At 43.3% G+C, this 18,766-nt stretch carries 17 protein-coding genes; 1 reads left to right on the top strand and 16 read right to left on the bottom strand.

The genetic code is table 11. From position 1 onward, the window contains the following. Positions 1-4: 4 nt before the first annotated feature. The 10 genes from G3R49_RS09805 to rimK all read right to left on the bottom strand — a co-directional run bounded on the left by G3R49_RS09805 (position 5) and on the right by rimK (position 8,694). Complete coding sequence (locus G3R49_RS09805; protein ID WP_210147180.1) at positions 5-499, bottom strand: acyltransferase; 495 nt, start codon at positions 497-499, stop codon at positions 5-7. Positions 500-663: 164 nt separating this feature from the next. Continuing rightward, complete coding sequence (locus tag G3R49_RS09800) at positions 664-1,323, bottom strand: nitroreductase family protein (protein ID WP_167869537.1); 660 nt, start codon at positions 1,321-1,323, stop codon at positions 664-666. A gap of 297 nt (positions 1,324-1,620) precedes the next feature. Next, positions 1,621-2,280, bottom strand: a complete 660-nt coding sequence (locus G3R49_RS09795; protein ID WP_130601327.1) for a nitroreductase family protein — start codon at positions 2,278-2,280, stop codon at positions 1,621-1,623. A gap of 505 nt (positions 2,281-2,785) precedes the next feature. Then, complete coding sequence (locus G3R49_RS09790; protein ID WP_130601325.1) at positions 2,786-3,031, bottom strand: hypothetical protein; 246 nt, start codon at positions 3,029-3,031, stop codon at positions 2,786-2,788. 74 nt (positions 3,032-3,105) lie between these two features. After that, complete coding sequence (locus tag G3R49_RS09785; protein ID WP_167869536.1) at positions 3,106-4,188, bottom strand: GGDEF domain-containing protein; 1,083 nt, start codon at positions 4,186-4,188, stop codon at positions 3,106-3,108. Between the two features lie 259 nt (positions 4,189-4,447). Next, positions 4,448-5,392: a zinc transporter ZntB gene (locus G3R49_RS09780; RefSeq protein ID WP_167869535.1), complete on the bottom strand. Its 945-nt coding sequence runs from the start codon at positions 5,390-5,392 to the stop codon at positions 4,448-4,450. Positions 5,393-5,416: 24 nt separating this feature from the next. Then, entirely contained in the window at positions 5,417-6,283 is an 867-nt protein-coding gene (locus G3R49_RS09775) for a mechanosensitive ion channel family protein (protein ID WP_130601319.1), read from the bottom strand. A 24-nt stretch (positions 6,284-6,307) separates the two neighbouring features. Further along, the gene (locus G3R49_RS09770; RefSeq protein ID WP_167869534.1) at positions 6,308-6,739 is read right to left on the bottom strand and encodes a RimK/LysX family protein; all 432 of its coding nucleotides are present in this window, start codon (positions 6,737-6,739) and stop codon (positions 6,308-6,310) included. Further along, a complete protein-coding gene (locus G3R49_RS09765; protein ID WP_210147179.1) occupies positions 6,736-7,779 on the bottom strand; it encodes a succinylglutamate desuccinylase/aspartoacylase family protein in 1,044 nt (347 codons plus the stop codon). The genes G3R49_RS09770 and G3R49_RS09765 overlap by 4 nt, the downstream gene beginning before the upstream one ends. A gap of 9 nt (positions 7,780-7,788) precedes the next feature. Beyond that, positions 7,789-8,694 (bottom strand): 30S ribosomal protein S6--L-glutamate ligase, encoded by a 906-nt coding sequence (gene rimK / locus G3R49_RS09760; protein WP_167869533.1) that lies wholly within the window; start codon positions 8,692-8,694, stop codon positions 7,789-7,791. A 172-nt stretch (positions 8,695-8,866) separates the two neighbouring features. Between rimK and G3R49_RS09755 the strand changes: the two genes are divergently transcribed. Beyond that, entirely contained in the window at positions 8,867-9,709 is an 843-nt protein-coding gene (locus tag G3R49_RS09755; protein WP_167869532.1) for a LysR family transcriptional regulator, read from the top strand. Positions 9,710-10,472: 763 nt separating this feature from the next. On the opposite strand, the gene G3R49_RS09750 is transcribed toward G3R49_RS09755, so the two are convergent. The 6 genes from G3R49_RS09750 to G3R49_RS09725 form a co-directional block, all read right to left on the bottom strand. After that, complete coding sequence (locus G3R49_RS09750) at positions 10,473-10,961, bottom strand: tyrosine-protein phosphatase (RefSeq protein WP_167869531.1); 489 nt, start codon at positions 10,959-10,961, stop codon at positions 10,473-10,475. A gap of 57 nt (positions 10,962-11,018) precedes the next feature. Continuing rightward, positions 11,019-12,038: an ACR3 family arsenite efflux transporter gene (gene arsB, locus G3R49_RS09745; RefSeq protein WP_167869530.1), complete on the bottom strand. Its 1,020-nt coding sequence runs from the start codon at positions 12,036-12,038 to the stop codon at positions 11,019-11,021. Between the two features lie 218 nt (positions 12,039-12,256). Continuing rightward, positions 12,257-14,116, bottom strand: coding sequence for a DUF885 family protein (locus G3R49_RS09740; protein ID WP_210147178.1), 1,860 nt, complete (start codon positions 14,114-14,116; stop codon positions 12,257-12,259). Positions 14,117-14,448: 332 nt separating this feature from the next. Further along, the gene (locus tag G3R49_RS09735; protein WP_167869529.1) at positions 14,449-16,623 is read right to left on the bottom strand and encodes an OsmC domain/YcaO domain-containing protein; all 2,175 of its coding nucleotides are present in this window, start codon (positions 16,621-16,623) and stop codon (positions 14,449-14,451) included. 388 nt (positions 16,624-17,011) lie between these two features. After that, positions 17,012-17,251, bottom strand: coding sequence for a hypothetical protein (locus tag G3R49_RS09730; RefSeq protein ID WP_167869528.1), 240 nt, complete (start codon positions 17,249-17,251; stop codon positions 17,012-17,014). Positions 17,252-17,444: 193 nt separating this feature from the next. Further along, positions 17,445-18,719 (bottom strand): NADH:flavin oxidoreductase/NADH oxidase family protein, encoded by a 1,275-nt coding sequence (locus tag G3R49_RS09725; RefSeq protein WP_167869527.1) that lies wholly within the window; start codon positions 18,717-18,719, stop codon positions 17,445-17,447. Positions 18,720-18,766: the final 47 nt, after the last annotated feature.

Genomic DNA, 18,766 nt, shown 5'->3' with positions numbered 1-18,766 from the left:
TCAGTTAGCTAATTAACACAGCCCCCTGCCGAGCAACTAGATAGCAAGCAACAATAATGGATACATTGACCACAGCGCGGACAATCCAGGGCCAATGAGCAAGGCTGAATTTATAATGCTTGCTGATATAAGCCACAACGCCCATCACACCAAACCAGGGGGTTAGCACCAAAACCAGCTGCATCTTTATGAGAGAAATAGCCACATCATGCAATAACCCACTAACAACAAAGGTGGTAACCGTCGCCAAACCTTGGGGCATGAGCTTACTAGCAGGCTGCATCACATAACGACCCAGGTAGTAACCCCAAATTGGATTCCAATACAGCCAAAAGTGATGAAATGATATTGCCCCTAACGCATTGCGCAGCATGTTGGACAATGAGCCTTTAGCGCCAAGCGCAACGCCATTGCGCTTTTTGACGTATTGAGCCAACGTGATATGACCTAAGGACTCGTTATCACCCCCAGGTTTGCCATTGGTAAACTTGTTATTCAATCGTCTGCGCTTCCAAGCATTAATGACTAATAGCTAACACGTTACCAAGGCGTTTGGTTTGAGGCAAACAGGTTAAAGCGAATACTTAAAAACAAAAAACCAGCGTAATAACGCTGGTTTTCAAAGTGATTTTACCGCTTTTTACTAATGACAAGCAGCCAAAATTATAAAGTGACAATGACTTCATCGATTGGCAATCGTGACTTAGGCAAGCCCTGGTTATAGTCTTCGCCCTCTAGATGGTATCCCATTGCAAGGGCAAAATTACACACATAGCCACCAAGCTCATCTTTGAACTCTTCACCGATTAACTCAGGATCAACACCTTCCATCGGTGTCGAATCAATTTTTAAACGCGCCAGTGTGTGTAAGGTAGTGCCAAGGGCAATGTAGGTTTGTGCTTTGGTCCACTGACCATTGTAGCCGCTGTCATCAGTGACCATTTCAACAAAACCAAATGCACCATCAAGCCTTGCTTGGTACGAGTCTTGGTTTAAACGCCCTAATTTTAGCTCTTCATCTATCACCTTGCGGTAATCATCTTTGGTGTAATTAGGATTATGGGCAAACAAGACTATATGGGAAGCTTCAGTCGCGTGAGGCTGATTGAACTGATGCATATTGGCAAAAGTATCATGGAAACGCTGCTTAGCAGCTTCAGACTCAAGCACGATGAACTTCCACGGCTGCGAGTTAATTGATGATGCCGATAAGCGCAGCGTCTCGGTAATCACTGCAACATCCTCTGCAGAAATACGTTTGTTGGCATCGTACTTCTTTGCGGTATAGCGAAAGTTTAAATCTTCAATAATTGGGTGTGACATCGACTTACTCCAAATGGCATCAATTTGATAAGAACTCACTGCGGATCAAAAACAGCTGTTACCTATACGTATAAAACAGTGCAAGTGTATCAATCTATTATTTAGGCAGAATTAATTCTGTGACTCGAGTCATGTAAGCTATCAAGACAGCTATCATTTCAAACAGCAAAGCAATAGGGAAGCTTAGCCGCAACGAAACAGTTAACACGCAGTACGTAAAAAGCCAGTCTCAATTTAATCAAGACTGGCTACGAGTTATTCGTCTAATAGCGATAACGACTTACGATTAACTAGAAATTATAGTGTCGTGATAACCGCTTCTTGTGGTAAACGAGACTTAGGCAAACCGTGGTTATAGTCTTCACCATCTTGGTGATAACCCATGGCTAGCGCGAAATTACACACATAATCACCTAGCTCTTCTTTAAAGATTTCACCAATCAGCTCAGGGTCAACTCCTTCCATCGGCGTTGAATCAATTTTCAGACGTGCCAGTGTATGCAGGGTGTTGCCCAGCGCAATATAAGTTTGCGCCTTGGTCCAGTGACCATTGTAACCATTTTCATCAGTTACCATTTCTGCAAAGCCAAATGCACCATTTAGCATGTTGTCGTACATTTCCGCTGGTAGGTGACCTGAAGACACTTCAACATCAACCACTTTACGGTAATCGTCTTTGGTAAAGTTTGGGTTGTGAGCAAACAATACAATGTGTGAAGCCTCTAATGCATGCGGCTGATTAAACTGATGCATATTGGCAAACGTGTCATGAAAACGCTGCTTAGCTTCATCACTTTCAAGTACGATAAACTTCCATGGCTGCGAGTTAATAGAAGAAGCAGATAAACGAATCGCTTCTTTAATCACAGTAATATCTTCAGCAGAAATGCGCTTGCTTGAATCATACTTTTTAGCTGTGTAGCGGAAGTTTAAATCTTGAATAATTGGGTGCGTCATACTTATTACTCCAATCCAATGCCGCTGAAGTGTTATCTATAACGAAAGCGACTGATAACTGTTGGTGATTAACGCTGCAGCTGCTAACTCCCAAATTGAGTCTTAATGCAAACTCGCGTTAAGCGAATGAGGGCATGATACGTATGCAAGCAACCGAACATAAGGTCTATTAAATCCATTTATTATGGCCAAAAAACACCACATTAATACTATTTTATCGTCTCAAATTGCTTCACCTGCAGGGCAATATCATGAACAATTGTCGCGCATTTTTTCGGGATTAATGAGCTTTGAGTAAGCAAGCCTCTTTAGCAAGGATGCTAAAGCGGAGCCATCAGGGATGATTTTACGGCGTCTTGCGCAATAAAAGTTCTTTAACCCTTAGTGTATGGCTAATAATAGATGACTCATGCGCTCACCCTGGCTTCAACTGCCGATAAACAGCCACAAAAAAGCAGCCACTTGGGCTGCTCATTCACGCTTAGTATGGATAAAAAATACTAAGCTACTGCTTTTTAATACCGTTTTGCACCATGTCTTTACCATTAGCAAATACTTCATCGCTAACCCAACGGCCTAATAGCAGCTTATGACCATCACCAAACACAGCAACAAAATGACGTCCATCAGCATTGCTCGTAGCCATGCCAATACCCGCTACACCTTCTAAACCCAGCACGCCGCTTTCTATCATTAAGATAAAACGCTCTAATTCAGCAAGGTCTTCAATTACATTTTCATCAAAATTCATCAGTTCTCTCAATCAAGATTCTGCAAGCCAGATTAACAACGGCTTTTTATAACACGATGGCGCTATTATATCGCTTATTCATGGTGCTGCATAAATTGATTTCGACCTGAGCGCTTAGCCTGGTACATAGCATCATCGGCTTTGGAGACAATGTCTTTCTCAGTATCTATGCTGTTGGCATTAGTTAAATACCAGCCTACAGAGCATGTTACCTGGCCAAATTGACTTTGCACGTGAGGATAAGGGTCCTGGTGCCAACATTCAATAATCCGCTGCGCAAGTCCGCGGCAGTATTCTTCATCATTACCAAAAGTGGCAATAATGAACTCTTCACCGCCATAACGTGCGACGACATCAGAATCACGCTTAAAGATTTGCTTTAAAAATTTAGCCTGCTGCTGAATGATGGCATCACCTGCAAGATGGCCATAATGATCGTTGTAGCGTTTAAAGTGGTCAAGATCGACAATGAACACACACACGCTGCCGTTAGTACGTTTATGTAGCGACAATAAACTGTTGAACAGTGCTTTGTAGGTACGGCGATTATAAAGCTCTGTCAGCGGGTCTATTTTACTCAACTCTGTTAGGCGCTCATTAGCAGCAATTAACTTTTTCTGCGCCTGCTCAATTTGCAATACGCCAATTAAACACACGAGTAATGACGTCAGTACAAAGCCAACATTGAGAAAAGCATGGTCGCCATAAACTTCGCTGTGACCAACTAAAAATACAAAAGCGCCACTCACCAGTGCGGCGTAAATGACTGAATATTTAAAACTGAGCCGCAAAATAAACATAGCAAAAAAGCTATATAAAACAGTACCCTCATAAGCAAATGAAATATTTTCCTTATGCCACACAAGGTCAACAAACCACATATTGGTATATGCAATAAGCACCATAATGAAAGTGACTAGCGGGTAGTAGTAACGTTTAAAACTGGAATGGAAGCTCGCAACAAGAAACAGTAGACACAGCGGGATTTGCACCCCAACACGGGTGAAAAAATAGCTATCGTGGATAGCGGCTGGGATCACATGAAGATCCGCCGACATAAAACCCGCGATCAGTATAATGCCAACCACAATCAAAATTCTGATTTGGTTAATTTCAATTGGTAGAGCGGGATCTGGGCCTTCAAAAAATTGTTTCAATGACACCTCGCTAACTAGCTTCTGAGAGCAGTGTTTTATCTCTATCTATAGGCTAACTTATACTAGATACACCTGCTATGAAAATACCTCTTCCGTCACCTTTATTAATAAAAAACATTGAAATAAAGACAGATCGTTAGCGTAATCACTGAAGTTATCAACCAATTAAGATAAACCTATAAGAAGCAGCTGATAAAAACGCCTATTTCGTATGACTAAGCTTAAATTAGTTAACGCAAGAGCTGTTTTATCTAGCACATTACAAAAACTTTAGCCGCCTAAAAAGGTAGACTTCAAACAAACCAATACCCGTTAACGCACCACAAAACCAATAGAACGCACTGCTGTTTTCCACGCCAGGCATACCACCAATATTGATACCAAATAATCCAGTCAAGAAACCTAGCGGCAAAAACACACCGGCAATAATAGACAACAAATAGGTATTTCGATTCATCACCTCACTATTCAGGTGAGCGATACGGTTATTGATTACTTCAATTTGGGCAATGAAAAAATCGATGGTATCGACAATTCTCTGCAAAGTATCTAATTGGGTTGCTAAGGACACTTGATGCGCTTCAAACGTAATAATTTGATTCTTAGCTAATGCAGATAAAGCGTAGCCTTGGGGTTTCAAAAATCGGTTTAGTCGCAGTAGTTTTCGATGTTGCAAACTAATTTCTGATACTTGCTCTTTCGAGAAAGTATCTATGTCTTGACTCTCAATGAAGGCCTCTATCGGTTCAATAACGGAGTCTATTTTGTCATTTAGTTGCGATAACAACTCAATAATTAGCCCCTCAATACTCTGAGGCCCCTCTCCTCGCTTAAGTGCGTTAACTAACGACTCAATCGCTCTAGAACGTTGCTGGCTACAAGTAATCACCCGCTGCGGCGAATAAAGTAACCTGACGGTTAACATGTCGTCAGGCTCTTTCCCTTTATTTAGATTGACCCCGCGTAAATTCAAGAAAAAGCTATTTTTACCTATCTGCTGAAATCGCGGACGCGTGTCACTCGCAAGCAAAGACGCCCTAACTGACTCGTCAACACCTTCATCTGTAAGCCATTGCTCAAACAAGGGTGAGCCTCGATTACAGTGCAACCAATAACCTCGGTCGGCTAGCTGTTGATTAGAAGTCAGTGCAAAAGGATTTTCAACATCATCCACTTGCCAAGCTTCAACGATAAAATCATGCATGCATAAACTCCTTTTCAACAGACCCTAAGCTTTACTGATAATATTCAAGGTGCCATCTAAATGTACATCACGTTGTGGAAATGCAACAGTTACGCCTTGATTATTAAATGCTTTATCTAGATCAAATCGGATATTGCTTGCCACGCGGCGCAGCCCACCTTCTACCTGCGAGTTTATCCAAAAATACACCTCGAACACTAAAGCATTGTCGCCAAAGTCTTGAAAGAACACTTGAGGCTCTTTACCACTGTCTTCTAACGTTTCAGGCTGTTCGTTGGCGACAGATAAGATAATATCTCTGACCTTTGAGCAATCACTGCCATAAGCTACACCTACTGAAACCGTTCCTCTAATCAACTTATCTCTAAGCGTCCAATTGATAACGGTATTCTCAAGCAACTTCGAATTTGGGATCAACATGTGCACCCCATCAACACGGCGAACACGGGTCGAGCGAGTGTTAATTTCTTCTACTATTCCCTTAACGCCCTCTACTTCTAAAAAGTCACCAATTCGAATGGGTTTTTCACCCATTAATATCCAACCACTAATAAAGTTGTTAATGATATTTTGCGCACCAAAACCAAAGCCTATAGCGATTGCACCAGATAAAAAAGCAAACGCAGTTATAGGGACATTCAACATGGAAAGCGTAGTGATAAAAATCACAGCTAACGCGACAATGTATAGCAGGCGCTGAACCAAGTGAACAATATTAGGGTCTTTGTTTTTGCTACGTAATCTGTCCCCTAACTTTGAAATAAAATAGTGGGCTAACCATATACTTAACAGTAGCCACAATGGTACTGCTAGCACCTCCATTACCCTTATCACTCGCTCATTGAACGTAAACAAGGGGTAAGTCAACCAGTATTTAATTTGCTCTAACATGACTCCCTCCAAACATCACAAGACTTAAACCTGAGATGCAATAAACGCGTTTGCTGCATCCATATAAAAATGCTCACCTAATGCCTGTCTACCTAGCAGCATCAGATAAGTCATATCTGATCTATCTGTCAGGGTAATTTCAATATCCCATTTATGTGTCCCTAACACCGCTGGGGTTTTGATGACATAACGCTGCTCACATAAGCCGTTCGAAGACTTCACTTTACGAATATCATGCAACAAGGCGGTGCAGGGCACAGTTTTATCCACGTTGTGGATTTCTGGATGAATATCAAACGACACCGCAGGCTTGTGCCCAATATGCGTACGCTGAATATTGTCGACATGTAACGACGACGTTTGCGCGCCGGTATCAACCCTTACCGTTAACTGTTTAATCCCAAGCTCTGGCAACTCGATATTTTCGATATGTCCAATAATCATACGGCCATTCATAACAAGCCCTCGTTAGTATCAATCTTGTTAACTAACTCTTCTGCGATCTCAATATGCTCGGCAATGTGTTCATCATCTTCTTTAAAATAAGCGATGTGATACATAGCCTCACCCTCTTGCACTAGCGGAATGTTTTGCTTACCGATAATGACCCCGCTTTTGTTAGCAAGCACTTGCCCTAGTCGCTCGCCATAAGGACTGCCAATGTCTGCAAGTACATCGCCTTTTTTCACTTGGTCGCCCAATTCAAAATGGTGGCTAACAATACCGCTGCTACTCGCTCTTACCCAGCCGCTATTGTTAGCAACAAACTGGTTCACGACCCCTTTGCGCGCTCGCCCTTTAGGCATCATGTTTAAGTGCCTTAACACGTTTACAATTCCTTGAATCCCGGCGCGAATTGAGTATTCGTCAAACCGTAGCGCTTCACCGGCCTCATAAAGTAGCACTCGGGTGCCATTTTCTACCGCAGCATCGCGCAATGAACCATCAATAATCTCGGAGTTCAAAATCACTGGCACGCCAAAGGCTTTGGCAAGCGCTAGGGTTTGCTCATCCTGCAAATGGGCGCGTATTTGCGGCAGGTTAGAACGATGAATTGCACCAGTATGCAAATCAATGCCATAGTCGCAATGGCTCACCACTTCCTTAAGGAATTTATTCGCTACTCGCGCAGCCAATGAGCCTTTTGCCGAGCCAGGAAAACTGCGGTTTAAATCTCGTCTATCTGGCATATAGCGGCTTTGGTTGACCACGCCGTAAACATTAACCATAGGCACGGCAATCAAAGTGCCTGCCGAGATCTTAAAACCCTTAAGGTTAATTAAACGGCGAATAATTTCGATGCCATTTAACTCATCACCATGTACCGCAGCACTCACAAACATCGTTGGTCCCGGCTTTTTGCCGCGAATGATATAAATTGGCAAATGCACGTCAGCGTCCGTATATAGCTTAGCTACTGGCAAATCAATTTTCTTAGTCTGCCCAGGTAAAATAGTGTGCTCGCCAATGATTAAGCTATCGATAACTTTTTTCATAACTCGTACCTAACCTCGCCCTTTAGTTTTGGTGGCATTGAATTTGGCGTTGTTTTCCAAAAACTCAATCACCTTACCCGCCACATCTAAGCCAGTAGCAGTTTCAATACCTTCAAGACCTGGCGAAGAGTTCACTTCCATCACCATAGGACCATTGTGAGAGCGCAGTAAGTCAACGCCACAAAAATTGAGTCCCATCGCTTTTGCCGCCTTGATTGCCGTTGCGCGCTCTTCTTTAGTCAACTTAACGATTTCAGCGCTACCACCTCGATGTAAGTTAGATCTAAACTCACCTTCAGCACCTTGACGCTTCATTGCCGCGACAACTCGACCGCCAACCACTAAGCAGCGAATATCTGCCCCTCCAGCTTCTTTGATGTACTCTTGCACTAAAATATTGGCTCTTACACCCATAAAGGCTTCAATAATGCTTTCTGCTGCCTTGGCTGTATCAGCCAGCACCACACCAATGCCTTGAGTGCCCTCTAGTAGCTTAATTACCAGCGGTGCGCCGCCTACATTTTTAATCAAGTCTTTAATGTTATCTGGTCTGCTTGCGAAACCTGTGCGTGGCAACCCTATCCCTTTACGTGACAATAGCTGCAGTGAGCGTAATTTATCGCGCGAGCGGCTAATGGCTACCGACTCATTAATGTTAAAGGTACCCATCATTTCAAACTGTCTGGCGACGGCTGTGCCATAGAAGGTAACCGAGGCACCAATACGTGGAATAATGGCATCGTACTGAGGCAGCTCTTCGCCGTGATAACGCACCGCTGGACGACTGCTCGTGATATCCATATAGCAATGCAAAGTATCGATAACATCAACTTCATGGCCACGCGCTAGGCAGGCTTCTTTTAAACGACGAGTTGAATATAGGTTTTCGTTTCTAGATAAAATTGCGATTTTCATTTGCTTTCCCCCCTTTGGTACAGCCACATCAATTTTTTAAGCCAATGCTTGATGCCGACGTGTGATGCTCAGTTTTGATGGGAAGAAAATTAGTTGAATAAGTTTGAAAAGGAAATCAAAATAAACTGCACTATATAATAGATTTTTTTTATCAAACTAGAGGGTTGAACCCGTGAAGATTGAGCTACTGACCACCTTCTTAGAAGTGAGCCAAACCTTGCATGTCAGAGTGGCTGCGGAAAACCTTTACCTAACTCAGGCCGCAATTAGTAGCCGAATCAAACAACTTGAAGAAGAGCTGGGTGTACTGCTATTTGACCGTACCCAAAAACGTTTAAAGCTCACTGCCGAAGGGCACAGACTGGTGAAGCATGCTAATGAAATGGTGATGATGTGGCAGAAACTAAAGCATGACGTAGGAGTAACTCAAGATAGCTCACAGCAGCTATTTGTCGGCTCCATGATGTCTATTTGGGATATCGTATTGCAAGATTGGCTGCAAAAAATTCATCGTAATCTCGACGATGTACATCTTCACACCCATACCTACTCGCCACTAGAGCTTAGAAAGCAAATCATCAGTCGACTTATCGATATCGCCTTCTTATTCGAACCGCCATTCATGGAAGATATTGTCAGCGAAAAAGTAGCTAGTGTACCGCTGCAGCTAGTCTCGACAGAGAAAGACATCACTACAAATGAGCTAGAAAATATGATTATGGTTGACTATGGGGAAGCGGTGAACAGCCAGATCATGCGAAACTATAGTGACGTAAACATTATTAGCCACAATATGAGTCAACCTCGAATCGCGTTGAACTTTATCCTAGAAGCCTCCGGCTGTGCTTATCTGCCCAAGCAAATGTGCTTTGAGCACTTGAGAAAAGGCAAGCTACACATAGTCGACGGTGCACCAGAATTTAAACGTGATATCTATGCGATTTATCTAGCGAAGAGCCACAAAACTCAACTAGTTCAAGATGCATTAACCTTGTTCCCTTATGTTCGAGGTTAGGACCTATTGATCTTTCAAGATTATTTTTGCAGCAGCTTGTTGGAAATTTATACAAGCCAACGACTTTGATGTGTGGTTGTTCCACATGATAAGTCGTTAACGCAGTAGAAATGACAACAAGCGCTGCCTGAAAGGTTCGTTTAAAAGCACTTTACTCTGCGTTGCGAGCCATTTGTTTAGTCGACTAAACTGCATAGCTCGCGTCTTGATTAAAGTGCTTTTAATTCGAACAAATTCTAATCAGCAAAGATCAATAGGTCCTAGTACACAAGCCTCAAACAATAAAAATAACCAAATAAATCTATCTTATTAATAAAATATATTTATCGATATTTAATATTTGCGTCCAGTGAATACCTCTAGAGCAAAAACACCTGTAAAAAGCGCTCATCAAAATCAGCTTAACGCAGTAAATTACCACCTTCTGAAGAAGGTGGCTTTGTGTGAGCTCCCTAAAAGGGAGCCTAGCTTCACCGATTGAAACTATAAGCTAGAGTTGTAGTGACATCTAAAGCCTTTGAAAACATGGATGTTTTCGTCGAGCACACATGGAAGTGCTTGCTGCGTGCTTTAGATGTCATTGCGACGTGAGCAAACAATCAAAGCTGCCAGATATGGAAAACACTAGAATTTACAGGCAAAGCCGAATCGAATGATAACCACCTACTGAAGTAAGTGGTTTTGGGCTGAAAATAAAAATGCCGTTAGTATCCACTAACGGCACGACTATGGCTTTATGATAATTCTGCAGCTAAAACTTCAACTAGTACTTCAAAAAGTACGCTAATTGCACTGGGTGTTTTAACGCTTTGGGGCGCAGTGCTTGAACCTGCTTAATCACCTCATCGCTTGGAAAGCCTAATGCCCGTAAAATGATGCCAATAACTAAGCCTGTGCGCCCTGAGCCACCTTTGCAATGCACGGCAACACTCCCTTGCTTATTCAGCACAGACACGATCGCATCTTTATGTTGCTCCCAGGCGGTTTCGAACTCATTCCCAGGGGCGGCATCATCAGCTATAGGTAGTTGCAGCCAGTTCATTTCGTTGGCGTAACAAACAGCGGCCAGATCGCTGGCATTGTTTTCAGCCATTTCTTTGTCAAACATCAGGGTTAACAGCACATCAGCGCCAGCTTGCTTAAGTGTTGCCACCGAATCATCAATACTACTGCCTTTGGTGCCAGGGCACGGGGTAAAAATAAGCTGCGCGCCATTGTCTAACTTGAGTGCATCGTAAGGGTGAGTGGTCATATTGACTCCTAAATCCATTTAGAGGGCTAACCAAATGCTAACCCCTTTTGATAAATGCTATGCCTGATTAAACCAATTTTTGCTGCGATTCACTATTGCCACAAGTGATAACATCACCGGCACCTCAACTAATACACCGACTACCGTTGCGAGTGCTGCACCTGAGTGTAGACCAAATAACGAAATGGCAACCGCAACAGCAAGCTCAAAGAAGTTAGATGTGCCAATCAAGCTAGCTGGCGCAGCAATATTGTGAGGCAGCTTCATCCACTTTGCAGCCAGATAAGCGATGATAAAAATACCATAAGTTTGTAGCACTAGCGGCACTGCAATTAACGCTATGGTTTGTGGCTGACTCACAATGGTATTGGCTTGAAAACCAAATAGCAGCACCACAGTGGCAAGTAAACCTACCATAGACCAAGGCTTTAATGTCGACAGCAGCACACCCAGCCCTTGCGAGCCTTTAGCATTAAGCTTTTTGCGGGTAATCACGCCAGCAATGAGTGGCAAAAGCACGTACAAAACAACTGAAACTAGCAGCGTCTCCCAAGGTACTTGAATATCACTCACCCCCAGCAGCAAAGCTGTGATTGGCGCAAATGCAAAAACCATAATCACGTCGTTCACCGACACTTGTACCAAGGTATAGTTAGGGTCGCCCTTAGTGAGCTGGGACCACACAAATACCATAGCAGTACAAGGTGCCACCCCAAGCAGAATCATACCTGCTATATACTCTTGTGCAGACTCTGGGTCGACAAAGTCAATAAACAGCACCTTGAAGAATAACCAGCCTAACGCTGCCATGGTGAAAGGTTTGATTAACCAATTAATCACTAAGGTAAGGATTAAACCTTGTGGATTTTTGCGCACATCTTTCACTGCGGCAAAATCTATCTGCACCATCATTGGGTAAATCATCACCCATATGAAAACAGCAACCACCAGATTAACACTGGCAACCTCAAGCGTAGCAATAACCTCAAATACCTGCGGTTGCCACAAGCCAAGTGCGACGCCAAGGGCAATACTTAGCCCAACCCATAAAGACAAATAGCGCTCAAAAATTCCCATCGTTCACTCTCTCATCATAGAACTAACTTACATACGAACAATGTTATATCTGTTTTTTCATATATTCAATATTTTAAATATCCATGTAGGATGATCAAACTCGCAGATCTCGCATTTCCACTCAGGATTTGCTCTATGAATTAGGTTTTGAGTAAAGCGCATACGAAAACGCCCTAGCTCACTGGCATAGGGCGCTTGTAGTGTACGCAGTAAAAAATTTAGAGAGTGACAGTCTCTGCTTGAGAAGCTAGGCGATAATTGCGCGCATCATCAATATAGCCATCAATCACCTGCTCTAGAATATCCAATGGCATAGGACCATTTTTTAGCACCGCGTCATGAAAATCGCGAATATCAAACTTGTCACCTAAAGCCTGCTTAGCTTTTTCTCGTAACTCCAAAATTTTGATCATGCCAACTTTATATGAGGTCGCCTGCCCCGGCATTACAATATAACGCTCAATTTCAGAAACTACGTCACTATGCACCCGCCCTGTGTTACTCGCCATATAGTCAATGGCTTGTTCACGAGTCCAACGCTTAGCATGTATACCAGTGTCCACCACCAAGCGCACTGCACGTAAAAGCTCATCAGCTAAGCGACCTATATTATCCGCTGGTGTTTTGACAAACCCTTGCTCATAAGCAAGACGCTCAGCATACAAGGCCCAACCTTCGGTATAAGCCGTAAATGGCGCAAAGCGGCGTAAAAACGGCATGCCTTCCAGCTCCATCGCAATAGCGACCTGAAAATGATGGCCAGGTATGCCCTCATGGTAAGCCAATGTGCGCATACTGTATTTTGGCGTAGCCTTTATATCGTAAAGGTTAGCGAAAAAGCGCCCAGGGCGAGAGCCATCCATTGACGGGCCTTGATAATATGCACCAGGTGAGGTTTTCTCTTTAAACTCAGGTATGCGAACCACTTCCATTCCAGCCTTGGGGCGAATGTTAAAGCTTGCGGCTAAGCCCTGGTCAATTTCATCTAGGATTTTTTGATAATCCTTAAGGATTTGCTCACGTCCTTCGTCGCTGTCGCTGTAATAAAACTCAGGGCGCGCAGAATATTCGTTCATTGCAGCCAAATAACCGTTATTGGTATCGACACCTTCTTGCTCAAATAAACTGAGCATTTCTTGATGAATACGCGCCACTTCCTGCAAACCCAATTGGTGAATTTGTTCAGCGCTGTAGTCGGTAGTGGTGAAGAATCGCAGTGCCACATCATAGGCCTTGTCACCATCGGGTAAATGCCAGTAGCCGTGATCATCGCCTGCTTTATTTCTTAGACCACTGAAATAAGTAATAAATAAGTCATAGGCTGGATATACCGACTCATTAATCGCAATTTGCGCCTTTGCCAGTAGCGTTTGATACTCAGTGCGGTCAATCTCGCTTAGTTTGTCGAGCTTTTCTTTAAACGAGGTATAAAGAATATTTTCATCCGCTGGGGTGTCAACAAAGGCAATCATTTCATCTAGTACCCGGTCGATAACAAACCTTGGCGGAATAATGCCTTTGTTTTCTCTAATTTGTAGGCCATGAACATATTGACCAAATTTGCGCTCAACTTCAGCTAGACGCGACAGATAGTTATTCGCGTCGGTCACTGAGGTAATCGCATGTTGCGCCTGCATAAAACTCGGGAAGCCGCTTTGCACGCCAAACATTTGATTAGCTGGGTAATTATGGTGTTTATATGGCTCATAAGCTGCGAGAGTATCAAGCAGATATAAGGCGATTTGCTTGGAGAATTGCTCATTGGTGTTTAGGCTACTATCGTCATATTGCACCAAGGTTCGCTTGAACTTAGCGGCTTTTACGAACAGCTCTTCATCTTTTTGCGGGTCAACATCATCAAGATGAGCGTTGTGACCGTTAATACCAACAGACTCCAGTACGCCCAATGAGGTGAGGGTTTCAGGACTTTCAATAGCCATTTTAACCAGTTCGCGATCTAAGAAGGCCCTAAAAAATACTGGCTTTTCGGCATACCACTCGTGGGCAGCAAAACTTGCTGCAACAGCCGTTAATCCAACAGTACCTAGTCCAAACCACTTTAAGGTCTTCTTAATCATGCGACACCTTTATTGTTATTGTTATCAAGCGCAGAAAAGAAGTTAACAAATTGTTACAGACAAATAAAGGCTATTTCAAACTCTCGTTTTGATTCGCTCAAATATCGCTCAAACATCTATTAATACTGGGGTTATGTTTGTCTAATGTGCGAAAGCTAAATATAGGGCTAACCTATTAATACAAGGGTTATGTTTGTCTAATGTGTGAAAGCTAAATATAGGGCTAACCTATTATTCAAACAGAAACGGACGCTAATCGCGTCCGTTTTTAGTTGTTCAAAGTGAGTTAACACATATCGTTAGCCCTTAACTTGAAGCTTTAGAAATGTCCCTTAGCCCTTACGAGCCTGGTGTAGCTTCTTGTAGCTTTCGATTAAGCGTAAGTGCGGCTCAATACCTTCTAGCTCCATGCTGGTTTCAGTTAACCCATGGAAACGTACATCACCGTTAACCGAGCCAATAACAGCGTCAATTACTTGCTCACCAAACATGCGGGTAAAGCTAGTAAGGTAATCTTCAATCTCCAACTCATCGTCAATGGCAACCTCAAGCACCACATTCATCGCTTGATAAAATAGACCACGCTCAACCGTGTTGTCGTTAAACTGCAAGAAGTCACCAACTAACTCTTGCGCTTCTTCTAATGCACCCAACGCTAGGTAGATCAAGATTTTAAGTTCAATGATGGTCAGCTGCCCCCAAACGGTATTTTCATCAAATACGATGCCGATTAGAGTTTTAATATCTGTGTAGTTATCAAGCTGTGAGTCTTCTAAACGCTCTACCAATTCAGCAAGTTCATCATCTGACAAACGGTGCAGATTCAAAATATCTTCACGATAATTCAACGCCTTATTGGTGTTATCCCAAATAAGATCATCCACGCCATAAACTTCCGAGTAATCAGGCACTAGCATACGCACCGCACTGGCACCTAACTGCGTAAATTCAGCGCTGTAAACCTCTTTGCCAATATCAGCCATAATCGCAAATAAGCGCTCAGCTTCTTCATCAGTGGTGCCAGAGAAATCCCATTCAACAAATTCATAGTCATGCTTAGCGCTAAAGAAGCGCCACGAAATGGTGCCAGTTGAATCAATAAAGTGCTCAACAAAGTTTTCAGGCTCGCTCACTTCCAGACTATTAAATGTTGGCTTAGGCACATCATTTAAGCCCTCAAAGCTGCGACCTTGCAGCAGCTCGGTTAAGCTGCGCTCAAGCGCAACTTCAAAGCTTGGGTGAGCACCAAATGAAGCGAATACTCCGCCTGTTTTCGGGTTCATCAAGGTCACACACATCACAGGGAACTGCCCGCCAAGAGAGGCGTCTTTAACCACAATCGGGAATCCCTGCGCTTCAAGCCCTTCAATACCTGCAACAATAGCGGGATACTTGGCTAGCACCTCAGCAGGCACATCTGGCAACACAATTTCTTGCTCAATGATTTGGCGCTTAACCGCACGCTCGAAAATCTCTGACAAGCACTGCACTTGCGCTTCTTTAATATTATTACCAGCACTCATGCCATTGCTGAGAAACAGGTTTTCAATCAAGTTTTGCGGGAAGTAAACCGTCTCGCCATCACTGTGGCGAGTATAAGGAATGGCACAAATACCGCGCTCAACATTGCCCGAGTTGGTGTCAATTAAGTGCGAGCCACAAAGCTCATCATCAGGGTTATAAATTTCTAACGTGTATTCATCTAGCAGACCTTGAGGCAGTGAATCATCTTGCTCAAGCTCAAACCACTTCTCGTTTGGATAGTGTACAAACTCACTATTGGCAATTTCAGTTCCCAAATACCAATCGTTATAGAAGAAGTTGTTGTTTAAACGCTCAATAAACTCACCCAGAGCAGAGCACAGCGCACTCTCTTTACTCGCACCTTTACCATTGGTAAAACACAGCGGCGACGCTGAATCGCGAATATGCAGCGACCAAACGTTTGGCACAATATTGCGCCATGAAGATACTTCAATCTTCATGCCCAAATCGGCAAGCATGCCCGTCATGTTCTCGATGGTTTTCTCAAGCGGTAGGTCCTTACCGAGAATATAAGTGCTGCTGTCGCCATCAGCTTGTCCCATCAACATGGCATTGGCATCAGCATCCAGGCTTTCAACCGTTTCAATCTTAAACTCAGGGCCTGTTTGCACCACCTTTTTAACGGTGCAACGCTCAACCGAGCGCAAAATGCCTTGACGGTCTTTTTCAGAAATATCTTCTGGTAGTTCTACTTGGATTTGAAAGATCTGGTTGTAGCGGTCTTCAGGGTCAACAATGTTGTTCTGCGACAGGCGAATGTTATCGGTCGAGATATCCCGCGCCTTACAATACACCTTAATAAAATAAGCTGCGCACAATGCCGATGAAGCAAGGAAATAATCAAACGGACTTGGCGCAGAGCCGTCACCCTTATAGCGAATAGGCTGATCAGCCGTTACCGTAAAATCGTCAAACTTAGCCTCAAGCCTTAAGTTATCAAGAAAGTTTACTTTAATTTCCATTACTTACACCCAAATAGACACAACCACTCACGAACCAAGCAGCCGATAGAATCAAATTAGGGTGAATTATCGGTGTTTTTCAGCCATTAGTCTTGGGTTAATTACAAAAGAATCCCCCAACAGCTACCCAAACCACCACTAAAACCAACAAATTGGGTCAGAGTAAGCCTGTAAGCCATTGAAGCCATTGAGTTATATACAGAGAAAAATGTGGCTTTCTTACAAATCACAAGCTAACCAAACACTAATAACAGTCGCGATAGCCAGTTAACCAGCAAATAAATAAAATTGGGTCAGAGTAAACAGCTAAACTATTGAATTATTGCATGTTCAAAATATAGTTTGACTACATTCCAATAGGTATTGTGGGCAATGTAAGCAGAAAGAGTCATTTATCTTGTAGGTTATTTTCCGCTTCACGCTTTACTAGAATAAATGTCAGATACATTTTAGTTGGCAGCGACATTGCCATACCGATAGCCACACACATGGCGCTGATGATAATCCCCTTAACGCCCATCGCCTCAATGGTATGATTCCAGTTATGCAGATAAATTCCGAGCATAATCAAGCATAAGCCACAACAAATGACAGCTTTTAATAGCTTAATCAAACTCGCATCGGACATTGCTTAGCTCAGCTTTAGAATTAGATGAATGTTAACTCCACCCTACCACTCGATAAGTGGCTAGCTATTGATGTATATCAACAGTTTCTAATGTGACGTTAAAAGTACAGATTTTGAGTCTAAAAACTGGGGCAGAGTAAATTTTACTCTGACCCAATTTGAGGTGTTTGCTGGTGACCTATTGGAAATCTATTTAAGCACGACGCTTTTTAAATGCGGTTGTGCCCATACTGGCGAACGTGCGCAGCACCGAAATCCAGGCGCTCATGTTTGGTTTAGGCGCCTTGCCATGACCGATTAGACTTAGCTGTTGCTCATACCAAGTAATGTTGAGCATCGCCATAAAGTCCAGCGCCTTAACGCCAGTTGTAAGTGGCTTCAGGTTGATTTTATGATTGATATCAGCGATCAGTTTATTAGATAAGTCTGGGTCAACTGACAGCGGTCTTGCAATACCCACCATATCAGTCGCCTCTGTGGTGAGCGCGCTTTCCATCGCCCGTGCTGAGCGAAAGCCACCTGTGACAACCAAGGGAATAGTTAACAGCTTTCGGGCTTTTTCCGCATAATCTAGAAAGTATGCTTCACGAGCAAGCGTTGAGCTTTTAACCCGCGCGCCCATCATGCTTGGGTTTTCGTAATTTCCGCCGGACACTTCAATTAAATTGATGCCATCATCTTGCAGCGCTTTCATCACCTGCATCGAGTCATCTTCACTAAAGCCGCCTTTTTGAAAATCAGCTGAGTTTAGCTTAATGCCAATTGGGAATGACTCACCCACTTTACTGCGAATGGCTTTATAAACTTCGCGCACAAAGCGCATGCGATTTTCCAGACTGCCGCCCCATTTATCTTCACGGCGATTGTGATGTGGCGATAAAAACTGACTTACCAGATAACCATGAGCGCCGTGGATCTGCACGCCTGTAAAGCCGGCTTCTTTCGCTCGCGCCGCCGCAACCGCAAAACGCTCGATAATGGCAACAATCTCTTCATCACTTAGTGCTTTTGGCGTGTTGAACCCAGATTGCAGAGCTTTAGCCAAAGGCACCGCCGACGGCGCAACAGGCTCAGGACTTAAGTACTTTGGCGACTGCTTGCCTGGATGATTTAACTGCATCCAAAGTTGAGTGTTGTTCTCAGTTCCAGCTTGCGCCCACTTTTTAAATGGCTCGATTTCGGAATCTTTATCTAGCACCACGTTGTTTGGCTCACCTAAAGCACTGCGGTCAATCATCACGTTGCCAGTAATCAACAAACCTGTGCCACCTTGCGCCCACACCTTATAAAGATGAGCAAGTTGCGGTTTAGGCAAGAAGTTTTTATCACCTAACTGCTCACTCATAGCAGATTTAAAAATACGATTTTTAACCAATGCGCTGTTAGTTATAGCTAGCGGTGATGCCAATAGCTTTGGCGATTCATTTGCATCTAGCTGTAGTTGCTCGGCAGATAATGACTGACTCATGGGATATTCCTTTACTTAAACAAACTTAACTAAACTTCACTTAACTA

The sequence above is a fragment of the Shewanella sp. WXL01 genome (genome assembly GCF_012263345.1).
GTDB lineage: Bacteria > Pseudomonadota > Gammaproteobacteria > Enterobacterales > Shewanellaceae > Shewanella > Shewanella maritima.
The sequence above is the reverse complement of the archived record's forward strand: the minus strand, read 5'-3'. Positions and strand labels throughout refer to the sequence as shown.